We start from the raw sequence: 15203 nt of genomic DNA, 5'->3' as shown, positions 1-15203 counted from the left end.
TGTCCTGCATGAAGGTCTTGGTGATCGAAGATGAGCAGCGCTTGGCCGAGTACTTGCGCCAGGGTCTCACCGAGGCGGGCTACAGCGTCGAGGTGGCCCACAACGGCATTGACGGCCTGCACCTGGCAACGACAGGCCCCTACGACCTTTTGCTGCTGGATCGCATGCTTCCGGGCATCGACGGCATCACGTTACTCAAGGCGTTTCGCGGGAGCCATCGCACGCCCGTCCTCATGCTGACGGCGCGATCCGACGTAGAAGACCGCGTCTCTGGCTTGCAAGCCGGTGCCGACGACTACTTGCTCAAGCCGTTCGCCTTTCCGGAGCTTCTGGCGCGTGTTCAAGCGCTGCTGCGCCGGCAGATGCAAGGTGAGGGTGCGCAAAACGGCACCATGGTGCCGTTCAAACTTGCTGACCTGGAACTGGATTTGCTGCGCCGCAAGGTCACCCGCCAGGGCCAGCGCATCGACCTGAGTGCCAAGGAATTCAATCTCCTGACGCTCTTGATGCGAAGGCGGGGTGAAGTGCTCAGCCGCACTGAAATCGCATCGCTCGTTTGGGACATGAATTTCGACAGCGATACCAACGTGGTTGAGGTGGCGGTGCGGCGACTCCGCGCCAAGGTGGACGCCCCGTTCGAGCGAGCGCTGCTGCACACCGTGCGAGGCATGGGCTACGTGCTGGAAGACCGCGAACCATGAACGGAGTCTCCGTCCAGCAAGGGCCGTCACTCTCCCGCCGGTTGAGCGGCGCTCTGGCGGTGCAGGCCTTTGTGATACTGGGTGTGGTGTGCGTCGTCGTTTATGCCGCCACATCGATGGCGTTGATCGCGCGACAAGACGGCACCCTCACGGAGAAAAAGGCGATGGTTCGCCACCTCCTCTCCAAGTCCGGCTTGGAGTCCGATCCGGTTGCTTTGGAGCACACGCTCCGGGACTTCTTGATCGGCCACGAGGAAATGGGCTTGGTCTTGCGACTTGCAGGTTGGAACGACATCGTGGTTGGGTCAAAACCCAGCGACTCGCCAGTCAACGTGAAACGCATTGATTTCGATATCGAAGCGTCGCGACCTGCAGGAGCCGCAGGTTCGGCATCGCTCTTCATGGACACGTCCAACGATGAAGACCTTCTACGGCGCTTGGCACTCATCCTCACCACGAGTGCGCTGGGAGGAGCCATCACCGTATCCATCGGCAGCTTGCTGATGGTTCGGCGTGCCATGTCGCCCTTACATGGATTGGTCCAGCAACTGCGCTTGCTTCGGGCGGATCGACTGGACTTGCGACTGGATGGCAGCCTGCAACCCGATGAACTGCAGCCAGTCATTGCCCAGTTCAACGAACTACTCGGCCGGCTGGATCGGGCCTATCGCCAACTTGAGGCGTTCAGTGCCGATGTGGCACACGAACTCAACACCCCCTTGTCCGTGCTCATCGGAAGTTGCCAATTGGGCCTGCAGAGAACGCGCAGCGTGTCCGATCTTCGCGAGATTTTGAGCAACAACCTGGAGGATTTGGACCGCATGGCCGGCATCGTGCGTGACATGCTGTTCCTCGCCAAAGCGGATCAGGGGGCTCGGGTGCGTCCCGGGGTCGCACAGAGCTTGCGCCAAGTCGCCCTCGACGTGCTGGATTTTCACGAGGCGGCGCTGCTGGATGCCGGGCTGCGAGCTGAGGTCGAGGGCGATGCGTGGGTCGAGGTTGACGCTGGTTTGATGCGACGCGCTTTGTCCAATCTTGTCAGCAATGCAGTTCGATACGCTGAGCGCGGATCTTGTTTGCGTGTGCTCGTCTCACAAGAGGTCAACGGGTTGATCGAGCTGGCGATCGAGAACCAGGGTGTTGCCATACCCAAACAAGAGTTACACCGCGTGTTCGAACGCTTCTACCGCGCGGACCATTCGCGCAGTGGCGGCGACGTGAATCACGGGTTGGGCTTGGCCATCGTGCGCGCCATTGCCAGCATGCATGGTGGCCATGTCTTCGCGCACTCCGAGCACGGCGTTACCAGAGTGGGGATGCACCTGCCGGGTCCGGCGAGTGCGCCACCAATGTCAAACCCGTGACCCCCGTTCCGCTTCAAGACGCAGCCACCGGGCTGGCTTCAATTGCGCTCATAGGCATTCGGACGCACATAGACCATCAAGGGCTCGGTCATGAAACCGGCAGGCGCCACCTTTCGCGCGTCGACCGTGCGGTGGTTCACGACGTCAAAGCGCCAGGAGAAGCTCTGGTCGCCGTTGCGAAACGTGACCGTTTCGCCGCACACGAGGTTGATGTACTTCGTGTTTCGAACATCGACCACCTTGGTGGCCTGCTCTGAAGTGCTGGCGGCACCGAAATGCGAGCGACCGCTCGGGAAGGTGTCGGGCTTGGAAGCCAATGAGGCTGTGGCGCTCAGCAAAGCGGCGGCAGAAAGGGTGGCAACCACAAAGGACTTGACGATGGACATGGCGATCTCCGTAGTTGTTCGCAGGGCTCTGACCGTCAGAGCTTGGGACTGCTTCAACATGGAACTCAATGTAGAAATTAGCCCCCTGCAGTTGACCAACACGAAGATGACAAATCGGTCATCTTCGACGGCTTGTGTCCACAGCCCAGGACATCTGAGCCGAAGGGATCGCTCAGCATTGGTGCGATGCTGGGGTTCAAAGCCCTGGGCCGCTCACGAGAGGAATCGGCGGCTTCCCGGGTGCCACTGCACACGGTGGCGCCACCGAGTACCGGTGAGTCCCTCGGCTTTGGCTCTGCTTGTCGCGGAGGTCAAAAGCGACGGAGTTATCACCACCACCAAGCCCGCGCAAGATCCCGCAGCCGGCAACGGCCCGAGGCTCGGCGCACTGTTGACGCAAAAGCTTGAGCGCCCTCTCGAGGTCCTTCAGCTCCCGGATTCGGGCACTCACATGCCCGATGCGGGCATCGAGGATGCCGTTCACGCTGACGCAACTCTGCGCGGGCCGGTCTGCGATGAGCAACAGCGCGCGGATCTCAGGAAGCGCCATGTCCAGGCTGCGGCAACGGCGGATGAAGCGAAGGCGCTCGACGTCGTCCGCGCCGTAGGTCCTGTAGTTCGATTCGGTGCGCGCCGCTGCGGCGAGCAAGCCCTCTCGCTCGTAGAACCGGATGGTTTCGACGGGGGTGCCGCTCGCCGCAGCCACGGCCCCGATTTTGAGGAGCTTCGGGGCTCCGGTGGAGAGGATCGTCATGCACTGACTCTAAACCGACTTCAAGGTTCGGCCTTTTCTAGCAACCGTGGAAGAAGTCGCTTGACTCTGCACCAGCTTCAGGGTTTTCAATAGCCACATGAACAATCCAAACTCCCACCACTCGGCAAGCGCCCACTGCACCGATCGGTGTGGCGAACTGACCATCAGCGAACCTGGCGGCGCGCCCGAAGCAACAGGAACAGTCACGCTCCGCATCGCCAACATGGATTGCGCAAGTGAAGAGTCCGAGATCCGTCGGGTGCTGCAGCCTTTCGAGGACCTCGACCCGCTCCGATTCGACCTGGGCCGCAGAACCTTGTCGCTCGATGCTCAGGGCGAGCGGCTGGAGCGGGCGATCGCCGCCATCCGCAAGGCGGGGTTCCAGGCGGACGTGATCAAGACGGCCGCTGCAAGTCCGGTCAACGGTGGGGTGCAGGCCATGGGGCAATACGCCGGCCATGACGCGGACAGTCCGAACCCTGATGCGCCGCGAACGTGGCTCAGCGACGGCTTGCCGCGCCTGGTGCTGGCACTCTTGCTGGCCGTCGGCGCGGAGGGTCTGTCGTTCTTTGCCCCATCCGCCCTCCCTTGGGACATCGCCAAAATGGCCTTGGCCGCCGTCGCCATCTTTCTGGCGGGGTTCGGCACCTACCGCAAGGGCCTCGCAGCACTGCGCGCTGGTCGCTTGAACATCAACGCGCTGATGACAGTGGCGGTCACCGGCGCTTTCCTGATCGGTCAGTGGCCGGAGGCGGCCATGGTGATGGCGCTGTACGCGATCGCCGAAGCCATTGAAGCACGCGCGGTGGACCGCGCCAGAAACGCCATACGCAGCCTGCTGGCGCTCGCACCCGAGGAAGCCGACGTGCGCCAAGCCGACGGCAGCTGGGCGCGCACCGCGGCCAAGGCCATTGCGGTGGGCAGCATTGTTCGCGTTCGCCCCGGGGAGCGATTTGCGCTCGATGGGGTCGTGTCATCCGGTACCGGTGCCGTGGATCAAGCCGCCGTGACCGGTGAAAGCATTCCCGTCGACAAGGCCCCGGGCGACGAGGTGTTCGCTGGAACCATCAACGCGGCATCCGAGCTGCAGATCCGAACCACGGCGCCGGCGGGTGACACCCTGCTCGCCCGCATCATCCAGGCGGTCGAACAGGCCCAGGGCAGTCGGGCGCCGACGCAGCGATTCGTCGACCGTTTCGCCGCGATTTACACGCCCGCCGTCTTTGTGCTGGCGGTGCTGGTCGCCGCGCTGACGCCTTGGCTGATGGACTGGACTTGGCTGCAAGCGATCTACAAGGCGCTCGTGATTTTGGTGATCGCGTGCCCCTGCGCCCTGGTCATCTCGACACCGGTCACCGTCGTCAGCGGTCTGGCGGCTGCGGCACGGCGTGGCGTGCTGATCAAAGGCGGGGTGTACCTGGAGGAAGCCCGCAAACTCAAGGTCGTTGCGCTCGACAAGACCGGGACTTTGACCGAGGGCAAGCCCGCGCTCGTGGCCTTCGAGTCCATCACCGCCAGCCGATCCGAGGCCGTTCTTCGTGGGCTTGCACTGAGCCTGTCGGCACGGTCCGACCACCCCGTGTCCAAGGCGATTGCTGCCGGCCTGCTGGGGGCGGGAGGCGCTGAGGAGCGGCCGGTCGAAGACTTTGCGGCCTTGCCCGGGCGGGGCGTTCATGGCACCGTAGGCGGCGAGCTCCTGACCCTGGCTAACCACCGTTGGGTGGAAGAACAGGGCCTTTGCAGCACTGCGCTTGAGGATCGTCTAGCAGCGCACGAGCAGCAGGGACGCACCGTGACGCTGTTGGCCAGCGCGCACGAGGTGCTGGCCTTGGTGGCGGTCGCCGATCGCATCAAGCCTACGTCCACGCAGGCGGTGCAGGAGCTTCTCGTGCTGGGCGTGACGCCGGTGATGCTCACCGGAGACAACGCGACCACGGCGAAAGCGATCGGACGGCAAGCCGGGATCGACGAGGTTCGAGGCCCCTTGCTGCCGGACGAGAAGCTGAACGCCATCCAGGAACTGCAGAGCACCCGTGGCATGACGGCCATGACAGGCGATGGCATCAACGACGCCCCGGCCCTGGCCAAGGCCGACATCGGCTTTGCCATGGGTGGTGCCGGCACCCACACCGCGATGGAGGCCGCCGACATCGTGGTGATGAACGACGACCTGCGGCGGCTCCCGGAAACCATCCGCCTGTCCAAGCGGGCCCATGCAGTTCTGGTTCAAAACATCACCCTTGCTCTGGGCATCAAGGCGATCTTTCTCGTGCTGGCGGTGTTTGGAAATGCGTCCATGTGGATGGCGGTCTTCGCCGACATGGGGGCCAGCCTGTTGGTGGTGTTCAACGGGCTGAGGCTCTTGCGGCCGGAAGTTCATCGCTCATAGCCGATGGCCTTGCGCAAACGTGCCAACGCGTCAGCTGGTGCCCCCGGCGCGACGCCGGCAGCGCGGCCGCCAACGTTGCAACACCGGTTCGCTGAGGTCTGGGACCGGCCGACCTGGGCCCGCCCGGGGCGCGACCCTGTGGCCTATGAAGACCTTTCTGCTGTTCTTTGCCACCGCCCTGGCTGAAATCCTGGGCTGCTACCTGCCTTACCTTTGGCTCAAACAGGGCCGCTCGGCCTGGCTGCTGGTGCCTGCGGCGTTCTGCCTGGCCGCGTTCGCCTGGCTGCTGACTTTGCATGCCACGGCGGCGGGGCGCGTTTACGCAGCCTACGGGGGTGTCTACATCGGGGTGGCCATCACCTGGCTCTGGGTGGTCGACCGGGTGCGTCCGACACCCTGGGATGTGGCCGGCGTGATGGTTGCGCTAGTGGGCATGGGCCTCATCATGTTTCAGCCGCGCGCCTGAGGCGTGGCGTCCGGCGACTTTGGACATGCCGACAGCGCAAGAAAAAGGGCCCCGCTCGCGGGGCCCGAAGCCTTGTTACTGTCATCGCACAAGGCCCTGCTCAGGGAGGAAAAGCAGGGTCGCCCAAGGGCAACAGCTGCAGTCTAATTGGATCGCCGAGGGCGCCAACGCAGCTTGCTCCAGCTGAGCTACCGAGCTCGGACATGAGATGCGCCACATGAAGGGAAGCTGGGGCTGACTCGCTGCAGCCACGAGTCGACAAAGCCCGCCAGATTCGGATGCAGCGAGTCGACCGCAGCCAATTCGGGTCCGGCATTCGGCGATCCGTTCGGCTCCCGCAAGATCAGCGCCTTGTGAATGCTTCCAGGGACGCCGAGGTGGTACGGCAGATAGTCATCCACGAAGGCAACAGGCCCCAGCCTCACCAGCGCAGCTGCCTTGGGGCTGACGCCGGCAACCACGTTGCCGGTGGCGACCAACCCGTCCAGTGGGAATCCCAAAGCCGCCAGGTTCTGCTCGCGGGCAGCAGCAAACTTCGCATCAACGGCGGACACGCAAACCAGACGAAACCCCGCGTCGACCAAACGCTGGCAGGCCGCCAACGCGCCTGGCAGCGCAGGGATCGTGCGCCAGAACGACTCGTCAAAGCACGCTCGCAACTGCTCCAGCGCATCGCCAGAAACCCGCTGCACATCCCACCGGTCCATCGGCCAGTAGGCCTCGGCGTCGCGCAGGGCAGGGCGGTGCCCAAAGGCTCGCTCCCAGGCACCGGCGTAGGCATGGTGGTAGTCCAGCAGGACGCCGTCAGCGTCCAGGGCGATCGTTGGTTTCATTTCGGCGGCTTTGCAGAGTCCGAGGCCGTCCACTGCACCCGGTGCGCCGTGGACGTCGCATCGTGCCGCACATCGTCTTCGGCGTGCAGGTAGGTGTTCGTGGTGGCGATGCTGCCATGCCCCAGGTTGTCGCGAACGACTTTGAGGTCCATGCCGTTGCTCTGGTGGGTGCCCGCCGTATGGCGAAGCCAGTGGGTGGACGCTTGGGCGATGTGCTCGGCCGCGGCCAACAAATGGACGTCGCCTGTGGCCCGCAGGCGATCGGCCGTCGCCGTCATGATGCTTTTCACGACCTCATGTATGCCCGTCCGCTGCATCGGAACCGCGGCCCCGATGAGTGGCAGCACCAGGGGCGTTTCATCGCCAGCGCAGGGCAGGGGGGACAAGCCACACGACAGCCGGTAGCGCGTGAGCTCATCCATTAACTCCGGCGTTGCCGGGATCAATCGCAGTTTTTGGCCTTTGCCCAGAACCTCCAGCCACCAACGGTCTCGCCCGTCCGGGCTGATGCGACTGAAGAAGCCCCCCATGGTGCCTGAGCACACCTCAGAAACGCGCAAGCCGCCGATGTAGAGCAAGGTCAGCAGCCAGCGCGTGCGAGCGGCATGGGCGCGTTGACGCGGTGTGTCTGTGGCCAAGGCCTCGACCGTCCGTTTGACCTCGACCCAGTGCGCCATCGGCAAGTACCGCGTTACCCGGGGCGGCGTCCGCTGCGTGCGGCGTCGGCGGTTGAGTGCCAGGGGGTTGCCGCGCAGGTAGCGCGCTTCCACCAACCACCCGAACAGGCTGTTGAGCACGGACGCTGCTTGCCGTTGGCTGCTGGCGCTCAGCGGCCCGGCAAAGGGGCGCCAATCTGGGCTCGATCTCGCCGGCCGTTGTCCGCGCCGCATCACCCAGTGTTCAGCCGGCTGGGGATCGCTCAGGAAGCGCTGATAGACCAGCAGGTCTTCGTGCGCCAGGTCGGACAGTGATTTGCCGTGTTGCAGCACGCACCACAACAACAAGCGTTCGACTTCCTTGCGGTAGCTGGCAAGCGTTGCCGGGGAGTCGGCGTAGTTGGCCAGCCAAGCCAACACCGCGGAGCGATCGTCATTCGCCGCGATTTGCGCGGCGCCTGGGACTCGGTTTTGCCCCTCTCGTCCATCGAGCCCGGCGGGCATGAGGAAGCGATCCAAAGGTACCACCGAGGGCACTGCGAGGTTTTGGGGAGGCGCTTTTGACGACACCTGGACATTAGATCAGTTATGTCCAGAGCCTGGCAACAAGAGTTGGCTTCTTTACGTATTACGCCGTACTATCAACGCATGAGTACCGAGAACGAGATCCTCGCCGAGGTCGAGGCGCTGAAAGGCAAATTCAGCGACACCAAAGCCTTGTACCGCGAAGTCTGCGCATTGCTGTTCTTCAGGTACGGCATCACGCCCACCACCAACAAGCTGTACCAGTACGTCCGCAAGGGCACCATGGGCACGCCGGCTGAGGCGCTCACCAAGTTTTGGGACGAGCTCAGAAGCAAGGCGCGCATCGAGATCGACCATCCGGACTTGCCGCAGGACATCAAGACCGTCGCGGCAGAGGCCATCGCGGCCATCTGGCAGCAAGCAACGGCAGCTGCGCGAAGCGAGCTGGCCGTCATCCGAGATGACTTGCAAGCGGCGTCGGCGACCGCCAAGCACAGGGAGGTTGAGGCTCAAGCCGCCGCGGAGCGCGCTGCTGCGGAGACAGGCCGAGTGAACGCCCTGCTGCAGCAGTGCCAGCGTGACTTGGAGGCCGAGCGCCTGGCAACCGCCGGCATTCAGTCCCGCCTGGCTCAGCAGGAACAACAGCTGGAGGAGCAACGTTCATTGAACAAGCAACTCCAGGAGCGTTTCAGCAACGAGTTGGAAAAGGCTCGGACTGCTGTTGAAGCGGCCCACGACCGGGCGGCCTCGGCCGAGAAGCGAGCGCTGCTTGAGGTCGAGCATGAGCGGCAGGCTCGAATCAAGGCGGACCGGACCACGGAAACTCTGCGCGGGCAATTGACGCAGGCAGAGGCCCGCGAGCGTGACAGCGCGCTTCGGCACACGGAGGCGTACACCCGGCAACAAGCCAAGCTGACGGCGGCTGAAGCGGCACATGAAGCAGCCCAGACTGAGGGGAGGGCGCTGGCGCAGAGGCTCGCTGAACTCGAGCAACGGCTTGAAGCAGCGAACGAAGACACCATGCGCTATCGCACGGAGGCCACCATGGCGAAAGAGTTGATCACGCGCATGGCGGCCCCGGATCAAAAGCCGCCACCCCAAGCCACGCGCAAAAGGGTGGCCAAGTGAGCGCTTCTTTCTACTTGCACCTACGGTCCGTGCTCACTGTCGGTTCTCACTGAGTGCTGAACTCGTGTGTCCTTCAGATCAAAGACTTGGGCGTCCACGTGTCATGGACTCCTGAACTGGTGTCTCATTTATGTCTGGATTCCCTGCAATGCGTCGCACTCAACTCTGAATTCGCGCTTGTCGTCGGCGAGTAGGAGCCGCTGTCCCGCCTGCACTCACGGTGCCACAAAGGCGCTTCGTTCCAATAGGGGGCCTTGCTAAACTAGAACTGCAAGCCCCCGGTGAGACCTCTGCGAAAGCATGCCCCCGGGGGCAAGTTCATTTGCGGGTCGATGGCCAGCGGAACGCTCCAGTGCTCGGGCGGTCTGGTGGCCCTAGCTTAGAGTCGAGCTAGCCCAAGCAAGGGGCGACGTCACGCCAGTCCGCGAAAACTGCCGCCGCGGCCTGCTCTCAGAGGGCAATGAGTGCGCTACGCTTGGTCGCACCCACTACGTGGATTGGAACGGGCGCGCTCTGAGTTGCCTGCGCCCAAGCCGCGTTGAAGATCCACTCCGTCGAGCCGAGTTGGTGGATAGCCCAGGCCAGGGTTTCCGCATGCGGGTGCTCATGAAAAAAGGCCCGCATGTGCGGGCCTTCGCATTGGTGATTCAGTTAGATCAGAGGCAGCACTCGCCGCAGCCATCACCGCCGCAGGTGTTGTCGTCATCGCTGGAGCTGCAGAACTTGAACCGCTTGCCTTCGCATGAAACGTAGTAGCAGCACCGCATCGGCTTCGGAGGAGTCAGACACGGTTCTTCAGGGCAAACGGTAGTTGATGCTGCGACGGGTGTCAGGCTGCTGGTCGCACGCTTGACCCGGGGCTGTACGGCAGTGATGTTCATAGCCGAGACACCCTTGCTTTGCAATGAGGCTGTAGTCGTTGCTCCCCAGGTCGCGGCCGGAAGTACCTTCAGCATGGGAACCTTTCGGCCTTTGTACATGCGTTCGGTCAGCTCGATGGGCAGCAGCTGAAAATCAGAGGAGCCAGGTGTAGCCCGTTGAACAATAAACCGAATGGGAGCTTCATCCTCGCGTTGGAGGATATTCATCGCACCTTCTTGAACCTTGAGCGTTTGCCGGCAGCTGGGGCCCATCTGGACGTCAATCGTGAGCGTTGTATCGGTCTTCGTGCCCTCGATGAACAGCTCTTCGACCTTCGACTGAGCGCTGGAAGTCAGGGGGATGAGCGTTGCAACGGCAAACAGCGCCACTGCGCTGACTGAGCGACGCGCAATTGATAAATATTTCATCTCTTCTCCCGTTTCGAATTGCCTGAAATTCAGGCGCCCGAAGTCTTGTCCGAACACTCGAATAATGTCAACGAGGGAAGCCCGGGTGAATCGCCCCGGGTATCGAGGAGGCTCGTTGGTTTAAGTCAGGCGGTCGCGGCATGACCAGCGCGGTGTCGATGGTAGTTGGCCTCGAATTCGGCAGGCGGGACGTAGCCCAGCTCCAGCGCATCCAGTCTTCGCGGTTGAGCTGACGCCAAAGCTTGTCGGCCCTGTAGACCCGCATGTTGGCCTGCCAGACGCGCTGCACCTGATGCACCAGGCTTGCATCGCGCTTGGCGCGAAGCGAGCACAGCGCCGGATTGCGTTGGCGAGCAGCATGACGCCAATACGCTGACGGGGCGATCTGCATGACACGGCAGATCGACTCGACCCCAAAGCGCTGGCGATGTTGGTCGACGAAGCCCTTCAGGACTTGATGCGGCTGTTGAGCTGCGCCTGGGCGAAAAACGCGCTGGCCAACTTGAGGATCTCGTTGGCCTTGCGCAAATCGCGCACCTCGCGTTCGAGTTCCTTCACGCGCTGGGCCTCGCTGGTCGTCACGCCCTCGCGCACACCGGCATCGACCTCCGTGCGCTTGACCCACTCGTTCAGGGCCTACGGCACACAGCCAACCTTGGGCGCCATGGACTCGATGGCTGCCAACAGTGACTGGTACTCCCCTCGGTGCTCCTGCACCATCCTCACTGCGCGCTCACGGACTTCTGGCGAGCACTAGCGCGACTTGCTTCTGCCTCAATCCTCTCAGTGTGTTGAGCCTCCGCGATACCCCGGGGCGATTCACGTTGTGATGCCGGGGGAAGAGGAGGAAAATTCTTCCCGCGCGATCATCATCAAATTTGATTGAAAAGTATGGGCAAATTTGATTGAGTGAGCGGCGCAAGCCGACAACCGCTGGCCGGGGCCGGCGCAGGCGGGTTGACATAATGCACATTGTCGCCGCCATGCACTGGGCTCACGCGGTCCTGACACCGCTCACAACGGCACGACCCGATCGCCGTCCTGCGCCTCGCAGGCCTCGCTCAAGGGCGGCCCGTCACGCCGCACCACCACCTGCGTGCGCGTGTGGCACAGCTCCACCCGAGGCGTTTCGGGCTGACGCTGCTGCACCCACGCGGCCACGTCGGCCGGCAAAGTGGTTCGCACCTGGGCCTGCGCCCAATCCGTCTTCGGGTGGTCGCTGAAATGGATCCAAGGCACAAAAGCCCTCGCCACCCACAGCCAGGCCCGCGAGCCCGCGGACACCGCTTGCGGCTGAAAACCGGAGGCCTGCAGCCAGCGCTGCGCCGCCTCGCGGGGAGGCTCCAAGGGATCGAGCGGCCCCCAGGCCAGCGCCATCAACTCGGCCACCCATTGGTTGCAGTTCTGAAACTGCGTCGAAAACGGATGCGCGTTGGCGCTGTAGCGCGGGTGCAGCACCCGAAGCGCCTGCTCGCGGTCCAGCGCCTGGGCTTGCAGGCGTTCGCCCGCCTCGCCGTCGATGAACAGCAAGGACACGAAGCCGCGTTCGGCGTCGTTGGTGCCAAAGACAAAGCCCGCCACGCCCTGGTCGAACACCCGAGGCCGGCCCTCGCCGCAGGCGTAGTACAGCTGGCGCACCGTCCAAGGCGCGTCCGGGTGGCTACTGAGCGCCAGCCCCGCGTGGCTGTACCGCACGCCCCAGCGGGCCAGGTTCAAGCCCGCTCGGCCGATCAAGGCCACTGGCGCCGACGAACGCCCCAACTCCTCCCGCACAACCGCCGCAAAACGCAGCAAGCGGTCTTGGTCGGCGGTGCTGAGCCGACTGGCGTCGCCATCGCAAAAGCGCTGGCTGAGGCCGCTGGCCCAGGCGCTGGCCCCCAAGGCCAGGCCGAGCACGGCCAGGCCCCAGCGGCGCATCACCGCACCACGCGGGCGTCGAGGTCGCGCATCCAATCGTCGGCCAAGGCCAGCAAGAAGGGCTGCGGGGAGGCGGCCAATGCGAAGGCCACGCCAAAGGGGCGCGCCTGCACGTCCAGCAGGCTGCCCACGGCCAAGCCCTGTTGCTGCGCCAAGGGGGCGTCCAGCGTCAGCGCGAAGGGGTGACCGCCCTCGCCCACGGGCACCAGTTGCAGTTGCAACTTGCCGGTCTTGCCAGGCGCGGCCGCCATCTCGGTCACCCGGTAGGTGCCTGCCGCCACCTTCTTGTCGTTGCCCGAAGAGCTGGTGCTGCTGCCGCTGACCGACTCCGACAGGCTCGCCACCGACTGCGAGGCCAGGCTCGCGGCGCTGGAGGTGAAGCTGTCGGCCCAGGCGGGCAGGGACAAAGCCATCGCCAAGGGCAAGGCGGACAAGGCGCGCAAGGACATGGAAGGTTCTCGGGGATCACGGGGTGCGCGAAATGTACCCAGCGCGCCCCCTGCCCGACCCCTAGGTTTATCCGCGGCGCTGGCGCACGGCGGCGGCCAAACGGCGCAACACCGGTTCCGTTTGCGACCAGCCCAAGCAGGCATCGGTCAGGCTGACGCCCGGCCGCAAGCTCGATTTGGGCGTGCCGGCCACGTGGTCCTGGCGCCCCGGCTGCAGGTGGCTTTCGATCATCACCCCGGTGATGCGGCGCTCGCCCGCCTCGATCTGACGGGCCACGTCCTCGGCGACCTCGATCTGCTTGTCGTACTGCTTGCTGCTGTTGCCGTGGCTGCAATCGACCATGACCTGCTCGCGCACCCCGCTGGCACGCAAGGCGGCGCAGGCGGCGTCGATGCTGGCGGCGTCGTAGTTCGGCGTCTTGCCGCCGCGCAGGATCAGGTGGCAGTCGTCGTTGCCGCGGGTCTCAAAGATGGCGGCGGCGCCCATCTTGGTCATGCCCATGAACGCATGACCGCTGCGGGCGGCCAACACGGCGTCGGCCGCGATCTTGACGCTGCCGTCCGTGCCGTTCTTGAAGCCCACCGGGCAGCTCAAACCGCTGGCCAGTTGGCGGTGGCTTTGGCTTTCGGTGGTACGCGCGCCGATGGCCCCCCAAGCGATCAGGTCGGCGATGTACTGGGGCGACAACAGGTCCAGAAACTCGGTGGCCGGGGGCAGACCCAGGGCCGTCACGTCCAGCAAGAGCTGGCGCGCCAAGCGCAGGCCCTCGTTCATGCGGAAGCTGCCGTCCAGGTTGGGGTCGTTGATGTAGCCCTTCCAGCCAACGGTGGTGCGCGGTTTCTCGAAGTACACGCGCATCACGGTGATCAGTTCGCCCCCCAATTCCTGGGCCAGGCCCTTGAGCAAGCGGGCGTAATCCATGGCCTGGTCGTGGTCGTGGATGGAGCACGGCCCCACCACCACCACCAGCCGGTCGTCTTCGCCGCGCAGCACGCGGCCGATGTCGGCCCGGGTGCGCTCCACGAGGCTGAGCGCCTGCTCCGACGGGGGCAATTCGTCCAGCAGCAGCGCAGGGCTGATCAGGGGACGCACGGCGCGGATGCGCGTGTCGTCGGTGCGGGTGGCGTCTTGGGTGGCATCGCCCACTTCGCGGTCGTGGGTCGGGTCGTCGAATCGTTTCATGGGGGCAGGCTGGGAGAATCCCGCCCATTGTTGCCGCTTTGACCGCCCTTCTCCCATGCTGTTCCCCTACGCCCTGGCCCGCCCTGCCCTGTTTGCGCTCGATCCCGAACACGCCCACGAGCTCACGATGGCCAACCTGGAGCGCTTCCAGCGCACCCCCCTGGCCTGCACCTGGGCGCAAGCACGGGTGGACGACCCCGTGACCTTGGCCGGCCTGAAGCTGCCCAACCGCATCGGCCTGGCCGCTGGCCTGGACAAGAACGGCCGCGCCATCGACGGCCTGGGCGCCATGGGCTTTGGCTTCATCGAAGTGGGCACCGTGACGCCCAAGGCCCAGCCGGGCAACCCCAAGCCGCGCATGTTCCGCCTGCCCGAGCACGAGGCGCTCATCAACCGCCTGGGCTTCAACAACGAAGGTTTGGACGCCTTTTTGGCCAATGTGCAGCGCGCCAAAACCTTCCGCGCGGGCGGCGGGGTGCTGGGCTTGAACATCGGCAAGAACGCCGCCACCGCCATCGAGGACGCCGCCAGCGATTACTTGAAGGGCTTGGAAGGCGTCTACCCACACGCCGACTACATCACCGTCAACATCAGCAGCCCCAACACCGCCAACCTGCGCAGCCTGCAAAGCGACGAGGCCCTGAAGGCCCTGTTGGACGCGCTGATGGCCCGGCGCGAGCACCTGGCCGTTACTCAGGGCCGCAAGGTGCCCCTGTTCGTGAAGATCGCGCCCGACCTGGACGAAGCCCAGGTCGGCGTCATCGCCAGCACCCTGCGCGACTGCGGCGTGGACGGGGTCATTGCCACCAACACCACGCTCGGCCGCGAGGCCGTGGCCGGCCACCGCCACGCCGGCGAGGCGGGTGGTTTGTCGGGCGCGCCGGTGCGCGAGGCCAGCAATCGCGTCATCGCGCTGCTGCGCGCCGCCTTGGGCGCGAGCTACCCCATCGTGGGCGTGGGTGGCGTGATGAGCGGCGCCGACGCCGCGGCCAAACGCCGCGCGGGCGCCGACGTGGTGCAGGTCTACACCGGGCTGATCTACCGCGGGCCGGCCCTGGTGCGGGAGGCCGCCCTGGCCCTGAAGTCCGTTTGATCCGCCGCAAACCGGGGGGCCGGGTTAGGGCCCAACCCTAGCCGGCGCGGCGGCGCCTTGTGTCACCGTA

Annotated in this window: 14 protein-coding genes, 1 pseudogene and 1 other annotated feature; of the genes and pseudogenes, 6 read left to right on the top strand and 9 right to left on the bottom strand. The window is 64.7% G+C overall.

Going from position 1 to position 15203, the window contains the following annotated elements:
- Positions 1–8: 8 nt before the first annotated feature.
- A complete protein-coding gene (locus EOD73_RS01875; RefSeq protein WP_127680331.1) occupies positions 9–701 on the top strand; it encodes a heavy metal response regulator transcription factor in 693 nt (230 codons plus the stop codon).
- Positions 698–2065 carry a heavy metal sensor histidine kinase gene (locus EOD73_RS01870; protein ID WP_127680329.1) on the top strand — a complete coding sequence of 456 codons (1368 nt, stop codon included), beginning with the start codon at positions 698–700 and terminating at the stop codon, positions 2063–2065. Before EOD73_RS01875 ends, EOD73_RS01870 begins: the two co-directional genes overlap by 4 nt.
- A 38-nt stretch (positions 2066–2103) precedes the next feature.
- Here the strand turns inward: EOD73_RS01870 and EOD73_RS01865 are convergent, their stop codons facing one another.
- Together EOD73_RS01865 and EOD73_RS01860 are read right to left on the bottom strand one after the other, a co-directional pair.
- Positions 2104–2451 (bottom strand): CzcE family metal-binding protein, encoded by a 348-nt coding sequence (locus EOD73_RS01865; RefSeq protein ID WP_127680327.1) that lies wholly within the window; start codon positions 2449–2451, stop codon positions 2104–2106.
- Between the two features lie 196 nt (positions 2452–2647).
- Positions 2648–3205 (bottom strand): Cd(II)/Pb(II)-responsive transcriptional regulator, encoded by a 558-nt coding sequence (locus tag EOD73_RS01860; protein ID WP_127680325.1) that lies wholly within the window; start codon positions 3203–3205, stop codon positions 2648–2650.
- Between the two features lie 97 nt (positions 3206–3302).
- Here EOD73_RS01860 and EOD73_RS01855 point away from each other — a divergent pair, with 97 nt between their 5' ends.
- A complete protein-coding gene (locus tag EOD73_RS01855; RefSeq protein WP_127680323.1) occupies positions 3303–5594 on the top strand; it encodes a heavy metal translocating P-type ATPase in 2292 nt (763 codons plus the stop codon).
- 145 nt (positions 5595–5739) lie between these two features.
- Complete coding sequence (locus EOD73_RS01850) at positions 5740–6060, top strand: YnfA family protein (RefSeq protein ID WP_127680321.1); 321 nt, start codon at positions 5740–5742, stop codon at positions 6058–6060.
- A gap of 188 nt (positions 6061–6248) precedes the next feature.
- Here EOD73_RS01850 and EOD73_RS01845 read toward each other — a convergent pair whose 3' ends face one another.
- Both EOD73_RS01845 and EOD73_RS01840 read right to left on the bottom strand, forming a co-directional pair.
- Positions 6249–6893, bottom strand: a complete 645-nt coding sequence (locus EOD73_RS01845; RefSeq protein WP_127680319.1) for an HAD family hydrolase — start codon at positions 6891–6893, stop codon at positions 6249–6251.
- Entirely contained in the window at positions 6890–8053 is a 1164-nt protein-coding gene (locus tag EOD73_RS01840) for a tyrosine-type recombinase/integrase (RefSeq protein WP_127680317.1), read from the bottom strand. Before EOD73_RS01840 ends, EOD73_RS01845 begins: the two co-directional genes overlap by 4 nt.
- A gap of 144 nt (positions 8054–8197) precedes the next feature.
- Between EOD73_RS01840 and EOD73_RS01835 the strand changes: the two genes are divergently transcribed.
- Positions 8198–9202 (top strand): DNA-binding protein, encoded by a 1005-nt coding sequence (locus EOD73_RS01835; protein ID WP_127680315.1) that lies wholly within the window; start codon positions 8198–8200, stop codon positions 9200–9202.
- 656 nt (positions 9203–9858) lie between these two features.
- Here EOD73_RS01835 and EOD73_RS01830 read toward each other — a convergent pair.
- The 5 genes and pseudogenes from EOD73_RS01830 to EOD73_RS01810 form a co-directional block, all read right to left on the bottom strand.
- Complete coding sequence (locus EOD73_RS01830) at positions 9859–10548, bottom strand: hypothetical protein (RefSeq protein WP_127680313.1); 690 nt, start codon at positions 10546–10548, stop codon at positions 9859–9861.
- A gap of 160 nt (positions 10549–10708) precedes the next feature.
- A pseudogene (locus tag EOD73_RS01825) lies at positions 10709–11211 on the bottom strand (transposase family protein); the annotation flags it as partial.
- Positions 10868–10984, bottom strand: a sequence feature (AL1L pseudoknot). Its footprint overlaps the pseudogene before it by 117 nt.
- A 294-nt stretch (positions 11212–11505) precedes the next feature.
- Positions 11506–12408: a DUF2145 domain-containing protein gene (locus tag EOD73_RS01820; protein ID WP_127680312.1), complete on the bottom strand. Its 903-nt coding sequence runs from the start codon at positions 12406–12408 to the stop codon at positions 11506–11508.
- On the bottom strand, positions 12408–12857 hold the full coding sequence (locus EOD73_RS01815; protein ID WP_127680310.1) for a hypothetical protein: 450 nt from the start codon (positions 12855–12857) through the stop codon (positions 12408–12410). The genes EOD73_RS01820 and EOD73_RS01815 overlap by 1 nt, the downstream gene beginning before the upstream one ends.
- Before the next feature lie 67 nt (positions 12858–12924).
- Entirely contained in the window at positions 12925–14040 is a 1116-nt protein-coding gene (locus tag EOD73_RS01810) for a 3-deoxy-7-phosphoheptulonate synthase (protein ID WP_127680308.1), read from the bottom strand.
- 55 nt (positions 14041–14095) lie between these two features.
- On the opposite strand from EOD73_RS01810, the gene EOD73_RS01805 reads away from it, so the two are divergent.
- Complete coding sequence (locus EOD73_RS01805) at positions 14096–15133, top strand: quinone-dependent dihydroorotate dehydrogenase (protein WP_127680306.1); 1038 nt, start codon at positions 14096–14098, stop codon at positions 15131–15133.
- The last annotated feature ends 70 nt before the right edge of the window (positions 15134–15203 follow it).

Source organism: Inhella crocodyli (assembly GCF_004004565.1).
GTDB classification, from domain to species: Bacteria; Pseudomonadota; Gammaproteobacteria; order Burkholderiales; family Burkholderiaceae_C; genus Inhella; species Inhella crocodyli.
The sequence above is the reverse complement of the archived record's forward strand: the minus strand, read 5'-3'. Positions and strand labels throughout refer to the sequence as shown.

Coding starts and splice junctions, on each gene's coding strand:
- EOD73_RS01875 (WP_127680331.1), top strand. CDS start 9: ATGAAGGTCTTGGTGATCGAAGATGAGCAGCGCTTGGCCGAGTACTTG.
- EOD73_RS01870 (WP_127680329.1), top strand. CDS start 698: ATGAACGGAGTCTCCGTCCAGCAAGGGCCGTCACTCTCCCGCCGGTTG.
- EOD73_RS01865 (WP_127680327.1), bottom strand. CDS start 2,451: ATGTCCATCGTCAAGTCCTTTGTGGTTGCCACCCTTTCTGCCGCCGCT.
- EOD73_RS01860 (WP_127680325.1), bottom strand. CDS start 3,205: ATGACGATCCTCTCCACCGGAGCCCCGAAGCTCCTCAAAATCGGGGCC.
- EOD73_RS01855 (WP_127680323.1), top strand. CDS start 3,303: ATGAACAATCCAAACTCCCACCACTCGGCAAGCGCCCACTGCACCGAT.
- EOD73_RS01850 (WP_127680321.1), top strand. CDS start 5,740: ATGAAGACCTTTCTGCTGTTCTTTGCCACCGCCCTGGCTGAAATCCTG.
- EOD73_RS01845 (WP_127680319.1), bottom strand. CDS start 6,893: ATGAAACCAACGATCGCCCTGGACGCTGACGGCGTCCTGCTGGACTAC.
- EOD73_RS01840 (WP_127680317.1), bottom strand. CDS start 8,053: ATGCCCGCCGGGCTCGATGGACGAGAGGGGCAAAACCGAGTCCCAGGC.
- EOD73_RS01835 (WP_127680315.1), top strand. CDS start 8,198: ATGAGTACCGAGAACGAGATCCTCGCCGAGGTCGAGGCGCTGAAAGGC.
- EOD73_RS01820 (WP_127680312.1), bottom strand. CDS start 12,408: ATGCGCCGCTGGGGCCTGGCCGTGCTCGGCCTGGCCTTGGGGGCCAGC.
- EOD73_RS01815 (WP_127680310.1), bottom strand. CDS start 12,857: ATGTCCTTGCGCGCCTTGTCCGCCTTGCCCTTGGCGATGGCTTTGTCC.
- EOD73_RS01810 (WP_127680308.1), bottom strand. CDS start 14,040: ATGAAACGATTCGACGACCCGACCCACGACCGCGAAGTGGGCGATGCC.
- EOD73_RS01805 (WP_127680306.1), top strand. CDS start 14,096: ATGCTGTTCCCCTACGCCCTGGCCCGCCCTGCCCTGTTTGCGCTCGAT.